The sequence below is a fragment of the Actinoallomurus sp. NPDC050550 genome, assembly GCF_040655075.1.
In the GTDB taxonomy this organism is placed as follows: Bacteria; Actinomycetota; Actinomycetes; order Streptosporangiales; family Streptosporangiaceae; genus Actinoallomurus.
In genome coordinates this window covers 228,179-245,075 of record NZ_JBFAJC010000010.1, presented here as the reverse complement: position 1 = coordinate 245,075, position 16,897 = coordinate 228,179, and the positions used below count along the sequence as shown (strand labels likewise).

Below are 16,897 nucleotides of genomic sequence, written 5' to 3'. Positions count from 1 at the left end.
CCAATGCGCACGAAATGTACGCGGACGGTTGTGCGGCAGCAGGGCGGCGACGAGGTTGTCGCAGCCGGTCGGGGAAGGCGTCGATCCGGTCCAGGATGTACGACGCTTTCCCCGCGGTCCAGCGATCACGCTGGGCGACGGGCCCTTTGATTACGGGCGGCCGGCGCCGACGTAGTTCGCGGTCCAGTAGCTGTTGGACATGCTGGCGTACTGTACGACGGTGCCCGTGTGCGGGGCATGAATGAATCTGCCGCCACCGACGTAAATGCCTTCGTGGCCAAGGCCGTCGAAGAAGACCAGGTCACCGGGCTGCAGATCGGACTTGGCGACGTGGCGGATGGCGCTGTATTGGTCGGGGACGACGCGGGGAAGGCTGACGCCGGCCGCGCGCCAGGCCATCATCGTCAGCCCGGAGCAGTCATAGCCCGACGGGCCCGTACCGCCGAAGACATAGGGTTTACCCAGCTGAGCCATGGCATAATTCACCGCCGTGCCGGCCGAGCCGGATGCGGAGCTGGAGGGGCTGCTACCGCTGCTCTTACTACTGCTGTTGCCGCTTGAGCTGTTGGTGCTTGAGCTGGAGCTGGTGGACTTGGCGACCAGTGCTTTCTGCTTGGCGATCGCTTTTTCGGCGGCGGCTTTCTGCTTCTTAAGCGTAGACGTGGTCGTGGTGACCGTCTGCAGCGCTGCCTTGGCTTCTTCCTGATCACGCTGGAGGCGCTGGGTCGATGCCAGCAATGCGGTCATCTCTTGGCTTCGGCTGTTGGAAAGTTCGGTGAAGGCCGACATATTTTGCAGGCTCGCTTCGGGGTCCCTGGAAGCGATGACGGCGGTATTGCTAAGACTGCCGTTCTTGTAGGCGGCGACGACCATCTGCGCCACCCGGACGCGCAGGTTCTGATAGTTGGGCTTTTCGGTGGCGATCTGATTGTTGATCACTGAAAGCCGCTTCTTCGCCGCATCCAGCTGTGTCTTGGCCTTGTCGTACTGATTGGCGATCTTGTCTACCTGGCTGTTTAGCTTGTCCAGCTTATTCTTTGCTGCGGTCGGTGACGGCTTGGTAGCCGCGTACGCGCTGCTTGCGGGAAGAAGAAGGGCGGCGCTCGCCGTCAAGGCCGTAATGCCCCTCAGCCAGCCAGAACTTGTGAGCCGAGAATATGAAAATGTCACGTACGAACTCCTCTCCTCACGCCTACCGGGTTAGCTGTCGGGTTCGGGCGGGAGATGCCCTACCGAGCGCTGGGCGCTGCGGATTCACCCCAGTTACCTGGGTCCCCGGTTCCCCGCACTGCAGGGATTCGGCTGACGGTCGTGCTCTTGTGTGAAGCATGGGACAGTCGAGTCCTACGGAGCGTAGGGCATCAATGTGGATAAAACCACCGAAACGTGATTTATGGTACGCAGTGTGCGCCGTCCGTTACTGAGTGCACGTCATGGCGCCGTGTCGGTGCGCATGTCCCTACAGCGGGTGATTACCTTCTGAGCGAGTTGCTGCTGCGACTGGGCTTCCCCGTCTCTCAACCCTTTGAGAATGGCGAAGTGGCGAGGATGCAGGCCCGTCGGCGACAGCGCGGATTCAAGCGTCTCGATCGCCCCGGCGTGTCACCCCCGACTGCCCGGACAGGGCCCTGATCGAAGCGGAGATGATCACGGAGACGACCGGCAGCGACACCGTTGAGGAATTCTTGGAGCGCATCCGGCAGGCATGGGACGCCGGTGACGCCGATGCCTACGCTCGGCAGTTCGCCGAAGACGCCTCGTACGTGATCTTCCTCGGCGACGCCATGTTCGGCAGGGCCGCCGTCGGCCAGACCCACCACGAGGTGTTCACGAAGTGGCGGAAGGGCACGCGGATGATCGTCAGACCCATCGACGTGCGCACTGTGGACACCGACACCGCCGTGGTGACCACGGTCGGCGGCATCGGCAAAGGCAACAAGATCGACTACGACAAGTTCCAGACGTACACCCTGCGTCGCCGCGACGGGCGATGGGAGTGCGTCGCGTTCCAGAACACCGAGATGAGCCGTCGCGCCAAGCGCACCTACAGCGCCTGACGACCACACACTCGCGGGTCGGCCGCCTGCACGATGCGAGGCCGGGAACGAAGGCCGCCCCGTACTCCGGCACGGACGTCCTATCGTCCGCGGGCGGGCGCGGTCCGTGGCAGGGAGGGGAGAGGGCCGAGGTACGACCAGGCGCCGTCCTCGAGGACGAAGCGGCTGTGTTCTTCCATCAGCCCGGGGCGGTTCCGCTGGACGTAGTGGGCGCGGAAGAGGACGGTTCCCTCGGCGTCGAGGTAGCTTCCGCCGGCGGTTCGGAGGACTTCGAGGCGTTGCCAGCGCAGGGACTCGTCGAAGTCGATGTGCGGTGGCCGCGTCGACGGATGCCACGTACGCAGGAGGTAGCCCTCGTCATCCACGCAGAAGGCGCTGAACCGCGAGCGCATGAGCCGCTCCGCTGTCGGGGCCTTCATGTCTCCGCGGTGAAAACGTCCACAACAGTCGTCGTACGGTGCGGGCAGCCCGCAGAAGCATCGTGCACCCGGATCGGACTGGCTCATGTTCTCATTGTGTCGCCGCGAGACCATCGCTGCGGCCGCTCGCCTGTCGTAGCGGTTGGGCGGCCCTGCCGAAACAGGTCGCAGGCAGTGCCTCTACTGTGGCGCGGTGACGACTCAGGTGATCGTGCTGAACGGTGGATCCAGCTCGGGCAAGTCCGGGATCGCCAGGTGCCTGCAGGCGGTACTGCCGGATCCGTGGCTCGCCGTCAGCGTCGACACGCTGGTCGAGGCGATGCCCGCGTCCATGCGGACATCGGAGGCCGGGATCGAGTTCGCCGCGGATGGCGGAGTGAGCGTCGGGCGGGAGTTCCGGGAGCTGGAAGCAGCGTGGATGGAGGGGATCGCCGCGATGGCCCGCGCCGGTGCCCGGGTCATCGTCGATGACGTCTTCCTCGGTGGCGCGGAGTCCCAGCAGCGGTGGCAGAAGGCCCTCGACGGACTGGACGTGCTGTGGGTCGGCGTCAGGTGCGAGAGCGCGGTCGCCGCGGGCCGCGAGATCGCCCGCGGGGATCGGGCCCAGGGAATGGCCGCGTCGCAGGCGGAGGCGGCCCACCGGGGCGTGCTCTATGACCTGGAGGTGGACACCACCCGTACCGAGTCCCTGGAGTGTGCGCGGACCATCGCCGCTCAGCTCAGCTCGAGTCGCCCGTGACCGCGTCGGCGCAGGTCGCGAGTCGGCGGGCCAGGGCGTGGACGTGGTCGCGCAGGGCGTCCGGAGACTCGATCACGAACGGGCGGTCCAGCCAGGCGAGTACGGCGGCGACCCAGTCCAGCCGCTCGGCCCGCAGCCGGACCCGTACCCAATCCTCGGAAGGTCCCGGCGGGTCATGAGCGGGATCCCGCGCCGGGTCGGCCGGGAGCTCCTGCACGGTGGCGATACCGACCGGGATCCGGGATCGGACCTGCTCGGCCGTGCCCTGGACCCGTAGCGACACCTCGTGCAGGTAGGGCACGTCGGCGAGCCCGGACAGCACCCGGGCGGTCGGGTCGAACCCCTCCGGCACCTCGAACGACCCCGGCAGCACCGTCGCGGTCTCGATCCGGTCCAACCGGAACGTACGCACCTCGCCGCGGTCCGAGTCGGCGCCGGTCACGTACCAGCGTCCGGAGTGGAGGACGATCCCGTACGGATGGACGGTGCGCTCGCTGCGGCGCCCGTTCCAGGCCTGATAGCCGAGGGCGACCGGCCGGCGGTGCCGCGCGGCCTCCGCGAGCATCAGCAGCACGCCCGTCTCCGGGGTGGCCACGCGCCGGGCCGGAGCGGTGAACTCGGTGGCGGCCAGCAGCGCCTCCAGCCGGCGGCCGAGCGCCTCGGGCAGCACCCGGCGTACCTTGGCGGCGGCGCTCTCCATCGCCGCGACGGACGTGGTCACCAGCCCGGCGCGCCGGCCCACGACCAGGCCGAGCAGTACGGCCAGCGCCTCCTCGTCGGTGAGCATCAGCGGAGGCATCCGGTACCCGGGGGCGAGCCGGTAACCGCCGTACCGGCCGCGTACCGATCGGACCGGGACCTCCAGGTCGATGAGGTGGTCGACGTAGCGCCGGACGGTGCGCTCGTCCACGCCGAGCCGGTCGGCCAGGTCGGCGACGGTACGGGTGCCGCCGGCCTGGAGGATCTCCAGCAGGGCGAGCACTCGGGCGGTCGGTCGGGTCATATCCGAAAGTTTGCCGCAAATACCGGGCGGATCCTGTCCTGTATCCGGCCTAGCGTCGCACTCATGACGACTTACGTACTTCTCCCCGGCTTCTGGCTCGGCGCCTGGGCCTGGCGCCCGGTGACGGCCGAGCTGCGCGGCCGCGGGCACGACGTCCACCCGCTCAGCCTGACCGGGATGGGCGAGCGGGCACACCTGGCCCGGCCCGACACCGACCTGGAGACGCACGTCACCGACGTGCTCAACCTGATCCGTTACGAGGACCTGCACGACGTGGTGCTGGTCGGGCACAGCTACGCCGGTGCGGCGGTGATCCCGAGCGTGGCGGACCGGATGCCGGACCGGATCGCCCGGCTGGTGTTCATCGACAGTGGACCGCTGCCGGATGGGATGTCCCAGGCGGAGTTCACCCCGCCGGAGGACCAGGCCCGCAACGCCGAGCTGGTGCGCACGGTGGGCGACGGCTGGCGGCTACCGCCTCCGCCGTGGCCGCAGCTCGCCGCCGATGCGTTCGAGCTGTCCGACGACACGCTCGAGCGGCTGACGCGGCTGTCGGCGCCGCAGCCGTGGGCCACCGCCACCACGCCGGTCCGGCTGACCGGGGCCTGGGAGAAGCTGCCGCGACTGCACGTGCTGTGCAGCTTCGGGGTGGAGGAGGTCCGGGCGAGGGCTGCGGCCGTTCCCGCCTTCCGGCACATGGCGGGCGAAGACTGGGATCACCGGGAGCTGTTCGGCTGGCATTGGCCGATGTTCGACCGGCCCGGCGAACTGGCGGCGATCCTGCACGAGGCAGGCTGACCGGCCGTCCGTATGGCGCCCCATGGGGACGGCCTGGTCCTGTCTGCGCCCAGGCCCGTCCCCAGGGCCGTACGGCGACGTGGCGTCGTCACCGCGAGCGCTCGCCGAATGAGACCGACGACAGCACCTGGCGCACGGCGCGGCCCTTCGTACCATGGTGTCGTGTTCGCCCTCCTCCGCTCGGTGTGGCAGGAGCCCCGTCCCTCCGACCGCCCTGCGCGCCGTATGGGACGTCGGCGAGGTACGGGCCGGGCACCGGGTGCTCGTCAACGGTGCCGCGGGCGGCGTCGGCACGTACGCCGTCCAGATCGCGGCGGCGCTGGGCGCGGACGTCACTGGCGTGTGCCTCGAGCCGGCCGGATAACCTGGCCGTCGTGTTGCTGATCGGTGGCTGGGATGCGCGTTGAGATGACCACGCGACCGTACGTGCTGCTCAGTGTGGCCGCGTCCATCGACGGATACATCGACGACGCCAGTCCCGACCGCCTGGTGTTGTCGAACGAGGCCGACCTCGACCGCGTCGACCAGGTGCGCGCCGAGTCCGACGCCATCCTGATCGGCGCCACCACCCTGCGGCGGGACAACCCCAAGCTGCTGGTGAACTCCGCCGAGCGGCGCGACGAGCGCGAAGCGCGCGGCCTGCCGCCGTATCCGTTGAAGGTCACCGTCACCCGCAGCGCTCACCTCGACCGGGACCTGAAGTTCTGGCACCACGGCGGCGACAAGCTCATCTACTGCCCGGAATCGGCCGTTCCCGGGCTGCGGGAACGGCTGGGGGACCTGGCCGACGTCGCGGGTCTCGGCGCCGGTCTCGATTTCGAGGCCATGCTCGACGACCTCGGCCGGCGGGGCGTCGAACGGCTCATGGTCGAAGGCGGCGGGACGATTCACACGCAGTTCCTCACCGCCGGCCTGGCCGATGAGATCCACCTCGCCATCGCGCCGTTCTTCCTCGGCGACCCCGCCGCCCCGCGGTTCGTCAATCCAGGGGACTTCCCCAACGGGCCGGGGAACCGGATGAGGCTCGCGGAGGCACGAACGATCGGGGACATAGCATTTCTGCGCTACCTCCCCGAGGAGAAGGTCGAGTAGTTGCCTCGCGTACCACCCAGCCGCTCGGAAGAGTACGGATGGCTGTCCTTCGCCGTCGGCCTGGCCAAGCAGTGCCCACCCAGCGACACCGCGTTCTCGGTCGGATGCGTGATCGTGGACGGGCAGGGAAGCGAGATCTCTCAGGGCTTCTCGAGGGAGCGACCGCACTTCCACGCCGAAGAGTCCGCCCTGAGCAAGGTCGCGCCCGACGATGAGCGCCTGCCCGGTGCCACGCTCTACAGCTCCCTCGAACCCTGCACCCGGCGCAGCTCGAGGCCCCATACGTGCACTGAGCTGATCATCGCCTCCGGGATCAGGCGCGTGGTCATCGCGTGGCGCGAACCACCGGTCTTCGTCGCCGACGCCCACGGGGCCGATGCCCTGCAGGCCGCCGGGATCACGGTCGTGGAGGTGCCCGAGCTGGCCGAGGCGGCTGCGGCGGCGAACGCCCACCTCCTCGACCCGGACGCCAACGCGGGGGCATGGTTCCGAGCGGTGTGAGAGTTGAGTACTACTGCTCATGTGGGCAAGTCCGGATCGGCCGACGATGTGGACATGAGCACATCGGTCAGACCAAATACCACGCCCGCGTTCATGGTTCAGGCGGCCATTTCCTTCGGGGTGTCATCGGCGGCCTGCGCGATCGGCATCGCCTACCTGCCGGTCGGTGGCTGGATCAGGGCGTTCCTCGGGCTCGCGCTGCTGTACGCGGTGACCTCGACGTTCACGCTGGCCAAGTGCGTGCGGGACCGTCAGGAGACGGCCACGATCACCGGGCGCGTGGACCAGGCCCGGTTGGACAAGTTGCTGGCCGAACACGACCCGTTCAACGCCACCCCCTGATCCGTGCGCGATCAGGCGCCGAGGAATCGCTCCACGGCCGCGGCGAACTCCTTCGGCGCGGTGACCCAGGGGAAGTGGGCTCCGGGCACGGAGGCGGCGCGCGCGCCGGGGAAGAGCGCGGCGTACGCGGCGGCATGGTCGGCGGTCGGGGCCAGGTCGTCCTCTCCGGCGATGACCAGGACGGGCGCCGGCAGTGCCTTGACGGCCGCACGGGTGGCGTCCGGGTCGAGCGTGCCCTTGCCGTAGAACCCCTCTGCGGCCGCCCGTACGGGCGGGAATGACCGGTCGTGCGCCTCGGCGGCGTCGTTCCAGGGGCTGTAGAGGAAGGGGCGGGTGGCCCGGCGGGTCTCGTCCCGCTCGTCGCCGGCCTCCCAGGCGTCGAGTGCCGCGCGGGCGGTCGCGTACCACGGCTCCGCGGACCGGCGCTCGATCGCGGCGAACCACTCCTCGTCGGTCGGGTCGAGGCCGACGGCGCGCGGGCTCGGTGTCACGAGGACGAGCCGGCGGATCCGGTGCGGGTGGCGTGCCGCGTAGAGGACGGTCAGGTCGGCGCCTGCGGAATGGCCGAGCAGGTCCATCGTCTCCAGCCCGAGGTGCTCCCGGAGCGCCTCCACGTCGGCGACGAGCCTGTCGACCCCGTACGTGCCCGGGTCCTCGGGCGCCGCCGAGCCACCGGTCCCACGGCCGTCCAGGATGATCAACCGCCGGGTGGTCGCGAGGCCGCCGAGATCGCCCAGGTATCCCGACGGCCGGCCAGGGCCTCCCGCGAGGCATACGAGCGGCTCGCCCCGGCCCGCGAGACGGTAGGCCAGGACGGTGCCGTCGTGGGACGAGAAGGTCGGCATGCGCCCAAGATGACCACAGAGGCCGTGCCGACGGCAATTCAGGGTCCGGGACGCGCCGCGCCATCCGGGCCCGCCGTCTCGACGAGGCGCCGGGCCAGATATCAGGGATACCGGCGTTCTGGATCTTCTGGCTTCGCCCGCCGGCACCGGGCGGCCCACGGCGGTCAGGGGAGGCGCTTGACCCAGCGGCTCCATTCCGGCTGGGGGTGGTAGCCCGCGGCGGTCCACGCGGGGGCGGCCAGGTCGTTGTTGTCCAGCACCATCGCGTCGACGCGGAAGGCGCCGAACTCCCGCATCCGCTGCTCGGCGAGGTCGATCAGGGCGCGGCCGACGCCCTTGCGGCGGTGGTCCGGGTGCACGGCGAGACGGTAGAGATGCGCCCGCCAGCCGTCCCAGCCGGCGATCAAAGTGCCGACGAGCTCGCCGTCGAGCTCCGCGAGCAGCACGGCCTCCGGGTCACGGGCGACCACCGCGTGATAGGCCGCGACCGAATCGTGCCGGTCGGTCCCCTCGGCCGCCGACTTCCAGAAGGCCAGGACGGTCTCCGCCTCGTCGGCCCGCCCGTACCGGATCTTGACGTCATTCACCTAGTCCTCCGAAGGATGCCCCGGCCTTCAGGCCGGGGAGGAATCCGGACTCCGCCAGGAGCGGCCCGGCCTAGCCGGGACAGCTTGAGAAAGATTCGACCATTCGCCTTACAGATTTTCTGGGGACGCGTAAGGCGTCGGTCATGCGGATGGCGTACAAGTGCCGGGCCTACCCGGACCCCGAACAAGCGGCGGTGTTCAACCGCACGTTCGGGTGTGTGCGCCTGGTGTGGAACAAGACCCTCGCCGAACGCCACGCGGCGTATCACGAGCGGGGCCAGAAGACCTCCTACAAGCAGACCGACGCCGCGTTGACCGCGTGGACGAAGACCGAAGACCTGGCGTTCTTGTCGGAGGTGTCTTCGGTTCCGTTGCAGCAGACGCTGCGGCATCAGCACGCGGCGTTCGCGAACTTCTTCGCCGGTCGCGCGAAGTACCCGCGTTTTAAGAACCGCAACTCCCGGCAGACCGCGCACTACACTCGCTCGGCGTTCCGCATGAAGAACGGCGAGCTGTACATGGCCAAGACCCGGGCGCCGCTGTGGTTCGTGTGGTCTTTTGAGGACGTGGACCTGCCCACGCTCAACCCGACCATGGTCGTCATCTCCCGTGACACCGACGGCCGCTGGTACGTGACGTTCGCCGTCGACACCGACGCGCCCGAGCCCATGGACACCGCCGGGCATGCCATCGGCGTCGATCTGGGGGTGAAGGATTTCGCGGTGACCTCGGACGGGGAGCGCATCGCCAACCCGCGCCATCTTGAGCGCAAGGCCCGCAACCTGGCCCGGTATCAGCGGCGGATGGCCCGCTGCCAGCGCGGGAGCATGAATCGCCGTAAGGCCAAGGCCAAGGTCGCCCGCGCCCACCGCAAGGCCCGCCACGCCCGGAACGACTTCCTGCACCGCACCAGCACCAACCTGATCCGCAGGGCCGACACCATCGTGATCGAAGACCTCGCGGTCACCAACATGGTCAAAAACCACGCGCTGGCGCGCGCCATCTCCGACGCGGGATGGGGCGAGTTCCGCAGGCAACTGGAGTACAAGGCCGAACGCGCCGGCCGCACGCTCGTGGTGATCGATCGCTGGTACCCCTCCTCCAAGACCTGCTCGGCTTGCGGGCACCTGCTCGCCAAGTTGAGTCTTTCCACCCGGCACTGGACGTGTCCGGGCTGCCGCACCCGCCACGACCGGGACATCAACGCGGCCAAGAACATCCTTGCGGCTGGTCGAGCCGTAGCCGGGGAGACCCCTGGTGATGCCTGTGGAGCTGATGTCAGACGGCAAGGGTCCTCCCTTCCGCAGCCGGCGCTGAAACAGGAAACCCGCGCCGCGAGGCGCCCGACCTAAAGCCGGATCGGCCACACGGCCGACGGGACTCCCCCTCCTTCAGAGGGGGAGGAAGTCAAGCCCCGAACGTATCGGCCCCCCGGGCGACGTCCAACCGCCCCTCACCGGCCGTTCCGGTCAGCCGACGACTGTCCGAGCCGGAGCCCGGACGAAGGGCGCGGTGGCGAGGTCCGGCCATCCCCGCTCGCTGGGGAAGCCGGGCGAGTGCAGCGTACGATCTGGTCGTGGTCGCCTATGACGTCTTCCTGGCCGACTGCCCGGCCCGGACCACGCTGGAGCTGATCTCCGACACCTGGTCCGTGGTGGTCGTGGTCGCGCTGGGCCGGAGCCCTGCCCGCTACTCCGAGCTGCGCGAGAAGGTCGGGGGCATCAGCAAGAAGATGCTCACGCAGACGCTCCGCCGGCTCGGCGAGAACGGCCTCGTCGAGCGCCGTACACTCGCCACCGCCCCGCCCGGCACGGAGTACCGCCTCACCGACCTCGGCCGCAGCCTCCTCGAGCCTCTCGCCGCACTGTCCCGCTGGGCCGAGGACAACACCGGCGCACTGCTCGACGCCCGCGCGGAGCGCTCCGCGTAGGGAACTCCGGGGTTCCCCACGGCTTCCTACCGTTCCACGCAGTACCTCGACGCGACAGGAGGACTGTGATGAAGATCGGTGTGCTCGGGGCCGGGATGATGACCGAGGCGCTGGTGCCCGGATGGGTACGCGCCGGACACGAGGTCCTGATCGGAGGCCGTACGCCCGGCAAGACGGAGGACCTCGCCCAGCGCGTCGGCGCCAAGGCGGGAACCCTCCGGGAGGCCGCCGAATTCGGCGACGCCGTACTGCTCGCCGTGCTCCTCGCCGGATTGGAGGAGACGCTCCGGGCAGCGGGCGGACCGGAGGGCGCGCTGGCCGGCAAGACGGTCATCGACTGCGGCAACGCGGTCGACGTCTCGGACTTCTCGCAGGTCACGTTCGCCGGCGGGACATCGATGGCCGAGGAGGCGGCCCGCCTCGCGCCCGGCGCGCACGTCGTCAAGGCGTTCAACCAGGCGCACGCCGACGTGTGGCGGATGCGGCCGCCGGCCTTCGACGGCCGCCCGTTCGCCGTGCCGATCGCCGGTCACGAAACGGGCAAGACCGTGGCCCGCGAACTGATCACCGATCTCGGCGCGGAGCCGCTGGACGCGGGCGACCTGACCCAGGCCCGCCACCTGGAGGCCATGGCGATCGTCGTGATCCGCCTGTTGTTCTCGGGCCACGACCCGCTGTCGGTCTTCGCGTTCACCGGCCCGGGCCGCACCGGCGAGGCGGCCACCTCCCGCTAACAGCGGTCGGGCAGCGGCCAGACGTACGGCAGGTCGTCCGGGACGCCCGGGAAGTACCGGTCGTAGTGGGCGGGGTCCTTGCGGAGCAGCGCGGACTGGTGGCTGCGGTGGAACTCGGGGTCGCCCAGCCACGGCGGCAGCGCGCCGGCCTCGGCCAGCCCGGCCTGGTCCCGCGGGGCGGCGATCCGCTTCGCCGTCCGCAGCTCGGCGCTCAGGCTCGCGGCGCAGGTGTCCCGGCGCCCGGTGCTGCACCACTGACGGCAGATCTCCAGGCCGTACCGCGTCAACGCCTCCTCGTACCCCGCCCACATCCGGACCGCCGGGTGATGCCGCCAGCCGTACCCGGGGACCGTCAGCCCGCGCAGCACCTGCAGCGCCTCGACCCGCTGCTTGCCCAGCCGCCGCTGGTCGAGGACCCGCGCCGTCGCGGCGAAGTCCGCGTACGGAAGGAAGGTCTGCATCGCGCCCCCGGAAAGCGGTCCCGACCGGCGTGAACACCGATCGTCCCTGTCCTACCCGCCGGAGCCGGGCATCGCCTGACATCCCCGACCGGGCGACCGGCCGGACGCCGGCGATCAGCTTCTGATCCTCTGCCGCCTGGCGTCCGGACGACGGCCGGTCTTCTGGGAACGGCGCTCCGACCAGTGCCGGAGGAGGAGACGAAGGACGGTCAACGCGGCGTTTCGGCGTGCGGTGTCCTTGGACCAGACGGCGGGAAGGACGACGACCGCCACGAGGATCAGGACGACGAGGGCGGCGAGGCAGGCACTCAGGCCTGGGAGGAGCGCGATTTCCTCATAGCCGCTCAGGGAATCGGTCACAGATGTACCTCCGGCCAGATGAAAGAGCCGGAGGTCTCTTCCGCCCATGGTCGAGGCCATGGACCAACGGCGCCGGGCGCGAAGTCGAGCACCGTGGTGACGACACCGTCGCGTTAAGGAGTACTCCCCTCCTGGTCCCTGATGGTAGAGCGCGGCCGCCGACCCGGCCAGAAGTCGGCCTCAACGAGGACGGCACATTTCCGTGCCTCCGGCTGCCGGTGGCGTGCAAGGGTTCACGCTGCGAGGGCCGGCGGCCGCGCATCGGCCGCCGGCGCGGAGCGGTGGGACGGGATCAGTTCAGGCGGTCGACCTGGTCCTTCAGTGTCTGGATGTCGTGGTCGAAGTAGGCGCTGTACGACCGGCCGCCGGGCGGCCCACCGCGCTGGTAGCCGCCGATCACACCGATGACGTCACCACGCTTGGTGGTCCCGTTGTAGTGCGTGAGCCAGGGACTGCCGCTCGTGCCGTCCCCGAAGCCACTTCCCCGCAGATTTCCGCTGTCGTGATAGGTGCAGTCGAAGTACATCTGGAACGCCGAGTACTTGTGCGTGTGGGTGTAGCAGTAGACGGGGCTGTCGTTGTAGGCCTCCGTCTTCACCGGATGGCCGGCGATCATGACCGGGACGTCGCTGTGCGCCTGGTTGATGAGCAGCCGGTTGGCGCCCACGACGTTCTCGATCCACCGCCCTCGCGAGTTGGCCGGATTGCTGGAACTTCCCTTGTTGGTGGAGACGAACCCGAAGTCGAGGTCGGGGTCCTCCTTTGACTTCCAGCGGCTGTCCACGACGATGTGGCGGAAGGTGAACATGCCGTACGGCCGCGAGTTGTTGTGGTACTTGGGGACGAACACGACGTACCGCGCCTGCCCGGTGCTCTTGTGGTAGAGGCAGTGCGCCGCCGTGAGGATCACGTTCCGCTTCGCGCTGTGAACCACGCTCGCCGTGCACGTGTGGTCACCGCTGCCCGTGTGCTGGAAGATGGCGCCGATCACGGGGCTACCTTCCCAAGAGCAGGTGACGTTCCAGTCGTCGCACTTGGCCTGGGCCGACACGGTCGGGGCCTGGGCCGTTCCGCTGGGCCGGCCCGAGTCGAGCGGGGTGGCCGCGGCCATGCGAGCCGGCGTCCAGTACGCCGCCGCGGCTGCGGCCTCCTTCGCGGGCACGTCGAGGACGACGGCGTGCCCGCCACCGGCCTTCGTCTTGGCCTCTGCCGGTCCTCCGATGGCCAGGAGCGGCATTGCGGCCAGCGCACTCCAAATGACGATTCTTTTCACGAAATGATTCCCCGCTCGCTCGTAATGATCAGCGAACAGATCCTTTGATAAAGGAAGGAATCGCGCCAGAGACCTACGGATCAATACGAGGCGGGCACGACTGGGCCCGCAGACCTATATCCACCACCCCGTACGGACCGGCGATTCGAAGAGGATCTCTGCTCTGACTCAGTGGCGGCCAGGCGGGATCCGCAGGGCGAGACGGCGTCGGAGGCCGCGGCGCAGGCGCGCCGACGCGCCCGGCTGATCGCCGAGGTGCCGCACCTCGTCGGGGCGAAGCTCGGGGCGGTCGGCGAGGGCGAGGGCGGCGGCGTACGGCCTGCTCGCCGAGGTCTCGAGCCGGGCCGCGACCTCGGCGAGGACGAGCAGGAGGACGGGGCGATCCGCGTTACGGTGGCCGGCCAGCAAGCTGAGGAGCCGGCCGTCGTTCCACGCGCTGTCGGTCTTCGCGCACAGCCGCGCCAGGACGTCCGCCGGTGTACGCGGGTTCGCGGCGAGGGCCTGCCAGACGAAGGGGTAGGGCGAGTCGGTCAGGTGCCGCAGTACGCCCTCACCGGCATCGGGGTCGGCGGCGACGTCGCGCTGGTCGGCAGGGGTGTGGAAGGCCGGGAGCGCGTCGTCGTGTCCGCCGGGCACCGACAAGAACGCCGCGTGGTCAGTCGGCGAGCAGTTTCCGGTAGACCGTGGCCGACTTGACGTAGTCCTCGTCGCCGTAGGCGCCCTTCTCGGTCCACTGCCAGATCGTGTACGAGCTCCACGCCGACGGGACCGGGACCTCGCGGGCGGTGGCCTTGTGGTCGTTGACCCACAGCCGGTCCGTGGCGGAGAACGCCTTCGCGTTGCCGGTGCAGTCGATCCACCAGTCCTTGAAGGTGTTGATGACCGCGCGGCGGCCCGTACGGGCGTGGTACTCCTTCAGGAAGGCGCTGATCCAGGCGACCATCTTCGCGTGGCTCAGGCCATAGCACTTGTCCTTGCCGTAGGGGTTCTTCTCGATGTCGAGGACCCCGGGCAGGGTGTGCCCGTCGGCCTTGCCTCCGCCCCCGTGCGCGAGGAAGTAGTCGGCCTGGCGTTTGCCGCTCGCGGTGTTCGGGGTGGCGAAGTGGTACGCGCCGTGGGCCAGTCCGGCATTGCGGGCGCCGGCGTACTGCGCCGTGAAGGTGGAGCTGACGTATCGCACTCCCTCGCTCGCCTTGACGTAGGCGAATCGGTTGCCCCGTGCCTTGACGGTCGACCAGTTGATCTTCTTCTGGTAGGCGCTGACGTCGACGCCGGGGATGAGCCCCTTCGGCCGGGAGTCCGGGCGTACGGTGCTGTCCTGCGGCTGGACCGCCGGACCGGCGGTGCTCTGGCTCGCGTCGGCCGCCCGGGGCGAGGTCGAGGAGCAGCCGGTCAGCGTGCCGCAGGCCAGGCTCGTGGCCGCGGCGACGGTCAGGGAGACGAGAGCGGTCTTCCGCACGGATGAGGCTCCTTGGACAGTGATCTTGATCCGGGGGACCATATCGCCCGCTTCGAGGTGGAACGTTATCTTTGCCGAAGTTTGACCTTGCATGCGCGCGACGGACCTGCACGAGGAAACGCGAAAAGGGGCCCTCGGATCGAGGGCCCCTTTCCCGGTACCGCGTGTTACTTGATGACCTCGCGCTGGGCCGAGGCCGAGTGCAGTGCCTTGGCGGTGGCGGTCGGCGGGGTCGGGTCACCGAGCTGCGAGACGTGCACGGTGTCCTGCTTCGGCAGCGTGCCGTTCAGGAAGTAGGCGTCGAAGTAGGAGTCGACGCCGCCCGGACGCAGGTCGCCGCGGTGCACGATGCAGTGCGTACGGTCGCCGTCCTGCACGACCAGGTGCGAGCCCTTGAGGACCTTGTGCAGCTCCAGCGCGCCGGCGTACGGGGTGGCCGCGTCGGCGGTGGCCTGGAACATCAGGATGTTCTTCGGCAGGTCCTTGGTGTGGCCCACCTTGACCGGCGTGCCCGGCTTGGCGTTCCAGTACAGGCACGGCGCGTTGAACCAGACGTTGCCCCAGGTCTCGAACGGCGCGGTCCGGTTGACGCGCACGGCGTCGCGCTGCCACTTGTTCCAGTTCAGCGGCCACTGGGTGTCGGTGCACTGGACGGCGTTGTACACGGCGAACTCGTTGTCGTCGCTGCCGCCCGTGGTCTGGACGCCGAAGGTGCCGACGAACGTCTTGAGGTCGTTCGTCTTGTAGGCGGCGAGCGCGTGGGCGTAGGAGTTCCACACGGCCTGGCTGCGCCGGTACCCGGCGGTCTGGATGCCGTCGACGAGCTCGTCAGGGCCGACCGCGGAGACCGCGCCGCTGGAGTCCTTGAAGGTCACGGCCTTCTTGGCCAGCGAAGCCTCGAGCCCGTAGAAGAACTTGTGGACCTCCGCCTGGGTCTTCCCCAGGTGGTACACGTTGTCGTACTTGGCGATCCAGCCGAAGTAGTACTCGATGTTCTTGTCGAACGCGTAGTCCTGGTCGAGCTGTGCGTCGTACCAGACACCCTTGGGGTTGACGTTGCCGTCGAGGACCATGCGGCCGACGCGCTTCGGGAAGACCGTCGCGTACACCTGACCGAGGTAGGTGCCGTACGAGGCGCCGTAGTAGTCGAGCTTCTTGTGCCCGAGCGCCTTGCGGATCGTGTCCATGTCACGAACCGAGTCGATGGTCTTGATGTGGTCGAGTAGGTCCAGCTTGGAACCCTTGCCGAACTTCTGGTAGCACGCCTGCGCGTAGGCCTTCGACTTCTTCAGCCAGGCAGCGTCGTCCGCCTTGCCGCCGGTGCCGTACTCCGGCCGCGGGGCGTTGCTGTAGTTCTCGTCGCAGGTGAGCTTCGGCGTGCTGAACCCGATGCCGCGCGGGTCGAAGCCGATGACGTTGTACGCCTTCTGCATCGCGGCGGAGTTCTGGGCGTACACGCGGGGGCCGAACAGCGCGCCTTCGCCGCCCGGGCCGCCCGGGTTGACCAGAATGTCGCCCTTGGCGGCGCCCGAGCCCTGGTGCGGCGTACGGGTCACCTCAATGGTGATCTTCTGGCCGTTCGGGTGGGCGTAGTCCAGCGGCACCTGGAGCTCGGCGCACTGGATGATCTTGGAGACCTGGACCGGGCCCAGGCCGTCGTAAGCCTTCGCTCCGGCGACGATGTCCGCCGAGCAGGCGTGCCAGCTGAGGCTCGCCGGGCGGAACGCGTCGGACGTGTCCGTGGCCGCGGACGCGCTTGTGGCGCCGGCAAGGCCCAGTCCGGTCATGCCGAGACCGGCCGTCGCGGCAACGACGACAAGCTTCTTCACGAGACCCCTTTCGGGCCGGACCCCGACAGGCCCGGCAATGGTGAACAAGGGGAGATTGTCGTTCCGGACAATCCGCGACATAAGGTCCGATGTAAGAAGTTTGCCAAAATGTGACGCATAACGGCAGATGTACACAGAGTACGCGATCGGCGGCGCAAAGGAGCGGCGGGTGTGGCCGGCCGGCCCGCGATCCGCGCAGGGGCGGCGTGTCGCCAGGGGGATCGCGCCCGTGCCGGGACGTCACGCCGCGGCGCGCGTCACAGGGTTGTGGCGGGGGTCACTTCCAGGCCGACCGGCGTCGTGACCGGTTCGGCGTCCTCGTCATCGCGGGGGATGGGCGGGCGGCATCGACGCGTGGGTCGCGTTTCCGATTTCGTGCGCGCACTCGCCGGGCATTCGGTTCAACTCGCTCGAAGGTCTTCCTCCCCGAATTACGAGGAGGAAGACCGTGAAGTGCGGAATACCGGG

21 protein-coding genes and 1 riboswitch are annotated in these 16,897 nt (G+C 69.1%); of the genes, 10 read left to right on the top strand and 11 right to left on the bottom strand.

What is annotated here, in order from left to right; all coding sequences use genetic code 11:
• Positions 1-150 precede the first annotated feature (150 nt).
• Entirely contained in the window at positions 151-1,113 is a 963-nt protein-coding gene (locus tag AB0I04_RS17150; protein WP_360885255.1) for an NlpC/P60 family protein, read from the bottom strand.
• 62 nt (positions 1,114-1,175) lie between these two features.
• Positions 1,176-1,314, bottom strand: a riboswitch (cyclic di-AMP (ydaO/yuaA leader).
• 329 nt (positions 1,315-1,643) lie between these two features.
• Between AB0I04_RS17150 and AB0I04_RS17145 the strand changes: the two genes are divergently transcribed.
• Entirely contained in the window at positions 1,644-2,057 is a 414-nt protein-coding gene (locus AB0I04_RS17145; protein WP_360885252.1) for an SgcJ/EcaC family oxidoreductase, read from the top strand.
• 80 nt (positions 2,058-2,137) lie between these two features.
• On the opposite strand, the gene AB0I04_RS17140 is transcribed toward AB0I04_RS17145, so the two are convergent.
• Positions 2,138-2,476, bottom strand: coding sequence for a YchJ family metal-binding protein (locus AB0I04_RS17140; protein ID WP_360885249.1), 339 nt, complete (start codon positions 2,474-2,476; stop codon positions 2,138-2,140).
• A gap of 193 nt (positions 2,477-2,669) precedes the next feature.
• Between AB0I04_RS17140 and cpt the strand changes: the two genes are divergently transcribed.
• Positions 2,670-3,215, top strand: a complete 546-nt coding sequence (gene cpt / locus AB0I04_RS17135) for a chloramphenicol phosphotransferase CPT (protein ID WP_360885246.1) — start codon at positions 2,670-2,672, stop codon at positions 3,213-3,215.
• Here cpt and AB0I04_RS17130 read toward each other — a convergent pair.
• Positions 3,196-4,218 (bottom strand): YafY family protein, encoded by a 1,023-nt coding sequence (locus AB0I04_RS17130; protein WP_360885243.1) that lies wholly within the window; start codon positions 4,216-4,218, stop codon positions 3,196-3,198. The two genes, cpt and AB0I04_RS17130, sit on opposite strands and share 20 nt — an antisense overlap.
• Positions 4,219-4,281: 63 nt before the next feature.
• Between AB0I04_RS17130 and AB0I04_RS17125 the strand changes: the two genes are divergently transcribed.
• The 5 genes from AB0I04_RS17125 to AB0I04_RS17105 all read left to right on the top strand — a co-directional run bounded on the left by AB0I04_RS17125 (position 4,282) and on the right by AB0I04_RS17105 (position 6,951).
• Positions 4,282-5,016: an alpha/beta hydrolase gene (locus AB0I04_RS17125; RefSeq protein WP_360885240.1), complete on the top strand. Its 735-nt coding sequence runs from the start codon at positions 4,282-4,284 to the stop codon at positions 5,014-5,016.
• 154 nt (positions 5,017-5,170) lie between these two features.
• A complete protein-coding gene (locus tag AB0I04_RS17120) occupies positions 5,171-5,380 on the top strand; it encodes a hypothetical protein (protein ID WP_360885238.1) in 210 nt (69 codons plus the stop codon).
• Positions 5,381-5,424: 44 nt separating this feature from the next.
• Positions 5,425-6,108, top strand: a complete 684-nt coding sequence (locus tag AB0I04_RS17115; RefSeq protein WP_360885235.1) for a dihydrofolate reductase family protein — start codon at positions 5,425-5,427, stop codon at positions 6,106-6,108.
• Positions 6,109-6,609, top strand: a complete 501-nt coding sequence (locus AB0I04_RS17110; protein WP_360885232.1) for a dCMP deaminase — start codon at positions 6,109-6,111, stop codon at positions 6,607-6,609. It begins immediately after the preceding gene.
• 54 nt (positions 6,610-6,663) lie between these two features.
• On the top strand, positions 6,664-6,951 hold the full coding sequence (locus AB0I04_RS17105; protein WP_360885229.1) for a YiaA/YiaB family inner membrane protein: 288 nt from the start codon (positions 6,664-6,666) through the stop codon (positions 6,949-6,951).
• Between the two features lie 11 nt (positions 6,952-6,962).
• Here AB0I04_RS17105 and AB0I04_RS17100 read toward each other — a convergent pair whose 3' ends face one another.
• Both AB0I04_RS17100 and AB0I04_RS17095 read right to left on the bottom strand, forming a co-directional pair.
• Positions 6,963-7,796: an alpha/beta hydrolase gene (locus AB0I04_RS17100; protein ID WP_360885226.1), complete on the bottom strand. Its 834-nt coding sequence runs from the start codon at positions 7,794-7,796 to the stop codon at positions 6,963-6,965.
• A gap of 164 nt (positions 7,797-7,960) precedes the next feature.
• A complete protein-coding gene (locus tag AB0I04_RS17095) occupies positions 7,961-8,383 on the bottom strand; it encodes a GNAT family N-acetyltransferase (RefSeq protein WP_360885223.1) in 423 nt (140 codons plus the stop codon).
• 143 nt (positions 8,384-8,526) lie between these two features.
• Here AB0I04_RS17095 and AB0I04_RS17090 point away from each other — a divergent pair, with 143 nt between their 5' ends.
• From AB0I04_RS17090 to AB0I04_RS17080, 3 genes are all read left to right on the top strand, one after another.
• Complete coding sequence (locus AB0I04_RS17090) at positions 8,527-9,735, top strand: RNA-guided endonuclease TnpB family protein (RefSeq protein ID WP_360885220.1); 1,209 nt, start codon at positions 8,527-8,529, stop codon at positions 9,733-9,735.
• A gap of 224 nt (positions 9,736-9,959) precedes the next feature.
• A complete protein-coding gene (locus AB0I04_RS17085; protein ID WP_360885217.1) occupies positions 9,960-10,313 on the top strand; it encodes a helix-turn-helix domain-containing protein in 354 nt (117 codons plus the stop codon).
• A 68-nt stretch (positions 10,314-10,381) separates the two neighbouring features.
• Positions 10,382-11,047, top strand: coding sequence for an NAD(P)-binding domain-containing protein (locus tag AB0I04_RS17080; protein WP_360885214.1), 666 nt, complete (start codon positions 10,382-10,384; stop codon positions 11,045-11,047).
• Here the strand turns inward: AB0I04_RS17080 and AB0I04_RS17075 are convergent.
• The 6 genes from AB0I04_RS17075 to AB0I04_RS17050 form a co-directional block, all read right to left on the bottom strand.
• Complete coding sequence (locus AB0I04_RS17075; protein ID WP_360885211.1) at positions 11,044-11,508, bottom strand: MSMEG_6728 family protein; 465 nt, start codon at positions 11,506-11,508, stop codon at positions 11,044-11,046. The genes AB0I04_RS17080 and AB0I04_RS17075 overlap by 4 nt on opposite strands.
• 114 nt (positions 11,509-11,622) lie before the next feature.
• A complete protein-coding gene (locus AB0I04_RS17070; RefSeq protein ID WP_360885207.1) occupies positions 11,623-11,868 on the bottom strand; it encodes a hypothetical protein in 246 nt (81 codons plus the stop codon).
• Between the two features lie 292 nt (positions 11,869-12,160).
• On the bottom strand, positions 12,161-13,141 hold the full coding sequence (locus tag AB0I04_RS17065) for a trypsin-like serine protease (protein ID WP_360885204.1): 981 nt from the start codon (positions 13,139-13,141) through the stop codon (positions 12,161-12,163).
• 168 nt (positions 13,142-13,309) lie between these two features.
• Complete coding sequence (locus AB0I04_RS17060) at positions 13,310-13,777, bottom strand: hypothetical protein (protein WP_360885201.1); 468 nt, start codon at positions 13,775-13,777, stop codon at positions 13,310-13,312.
• Between the two features lie 19 nt (positions 13,778-13,796).
• Positions 13,797-14,600 (bottom strand): GH25 family lysozyme, encoded by an 804-nt coding sequence (locus tag AB0I04_RS17055; RefSeq protein ID WP_360885198.1) that lies wholly within the window; start codon positions 14,598-14,600, stop codon positions 13,797-13,799.
• A gap of 167 nt (positions 14,601-14,767) precedes the next feature.
• Positions 14,768-16,429, bottom strand: coding sequence for an alpha/beta hydrolase (locus tag AB0I04_RS17050; protein WP_360885195.1), 1,662 nt, complete (start codon positions 16,427-16,429; stop codon positions 14,768-14,770).
• Positions 16,430-16,897: the final 468 nt, after the last annotated feature.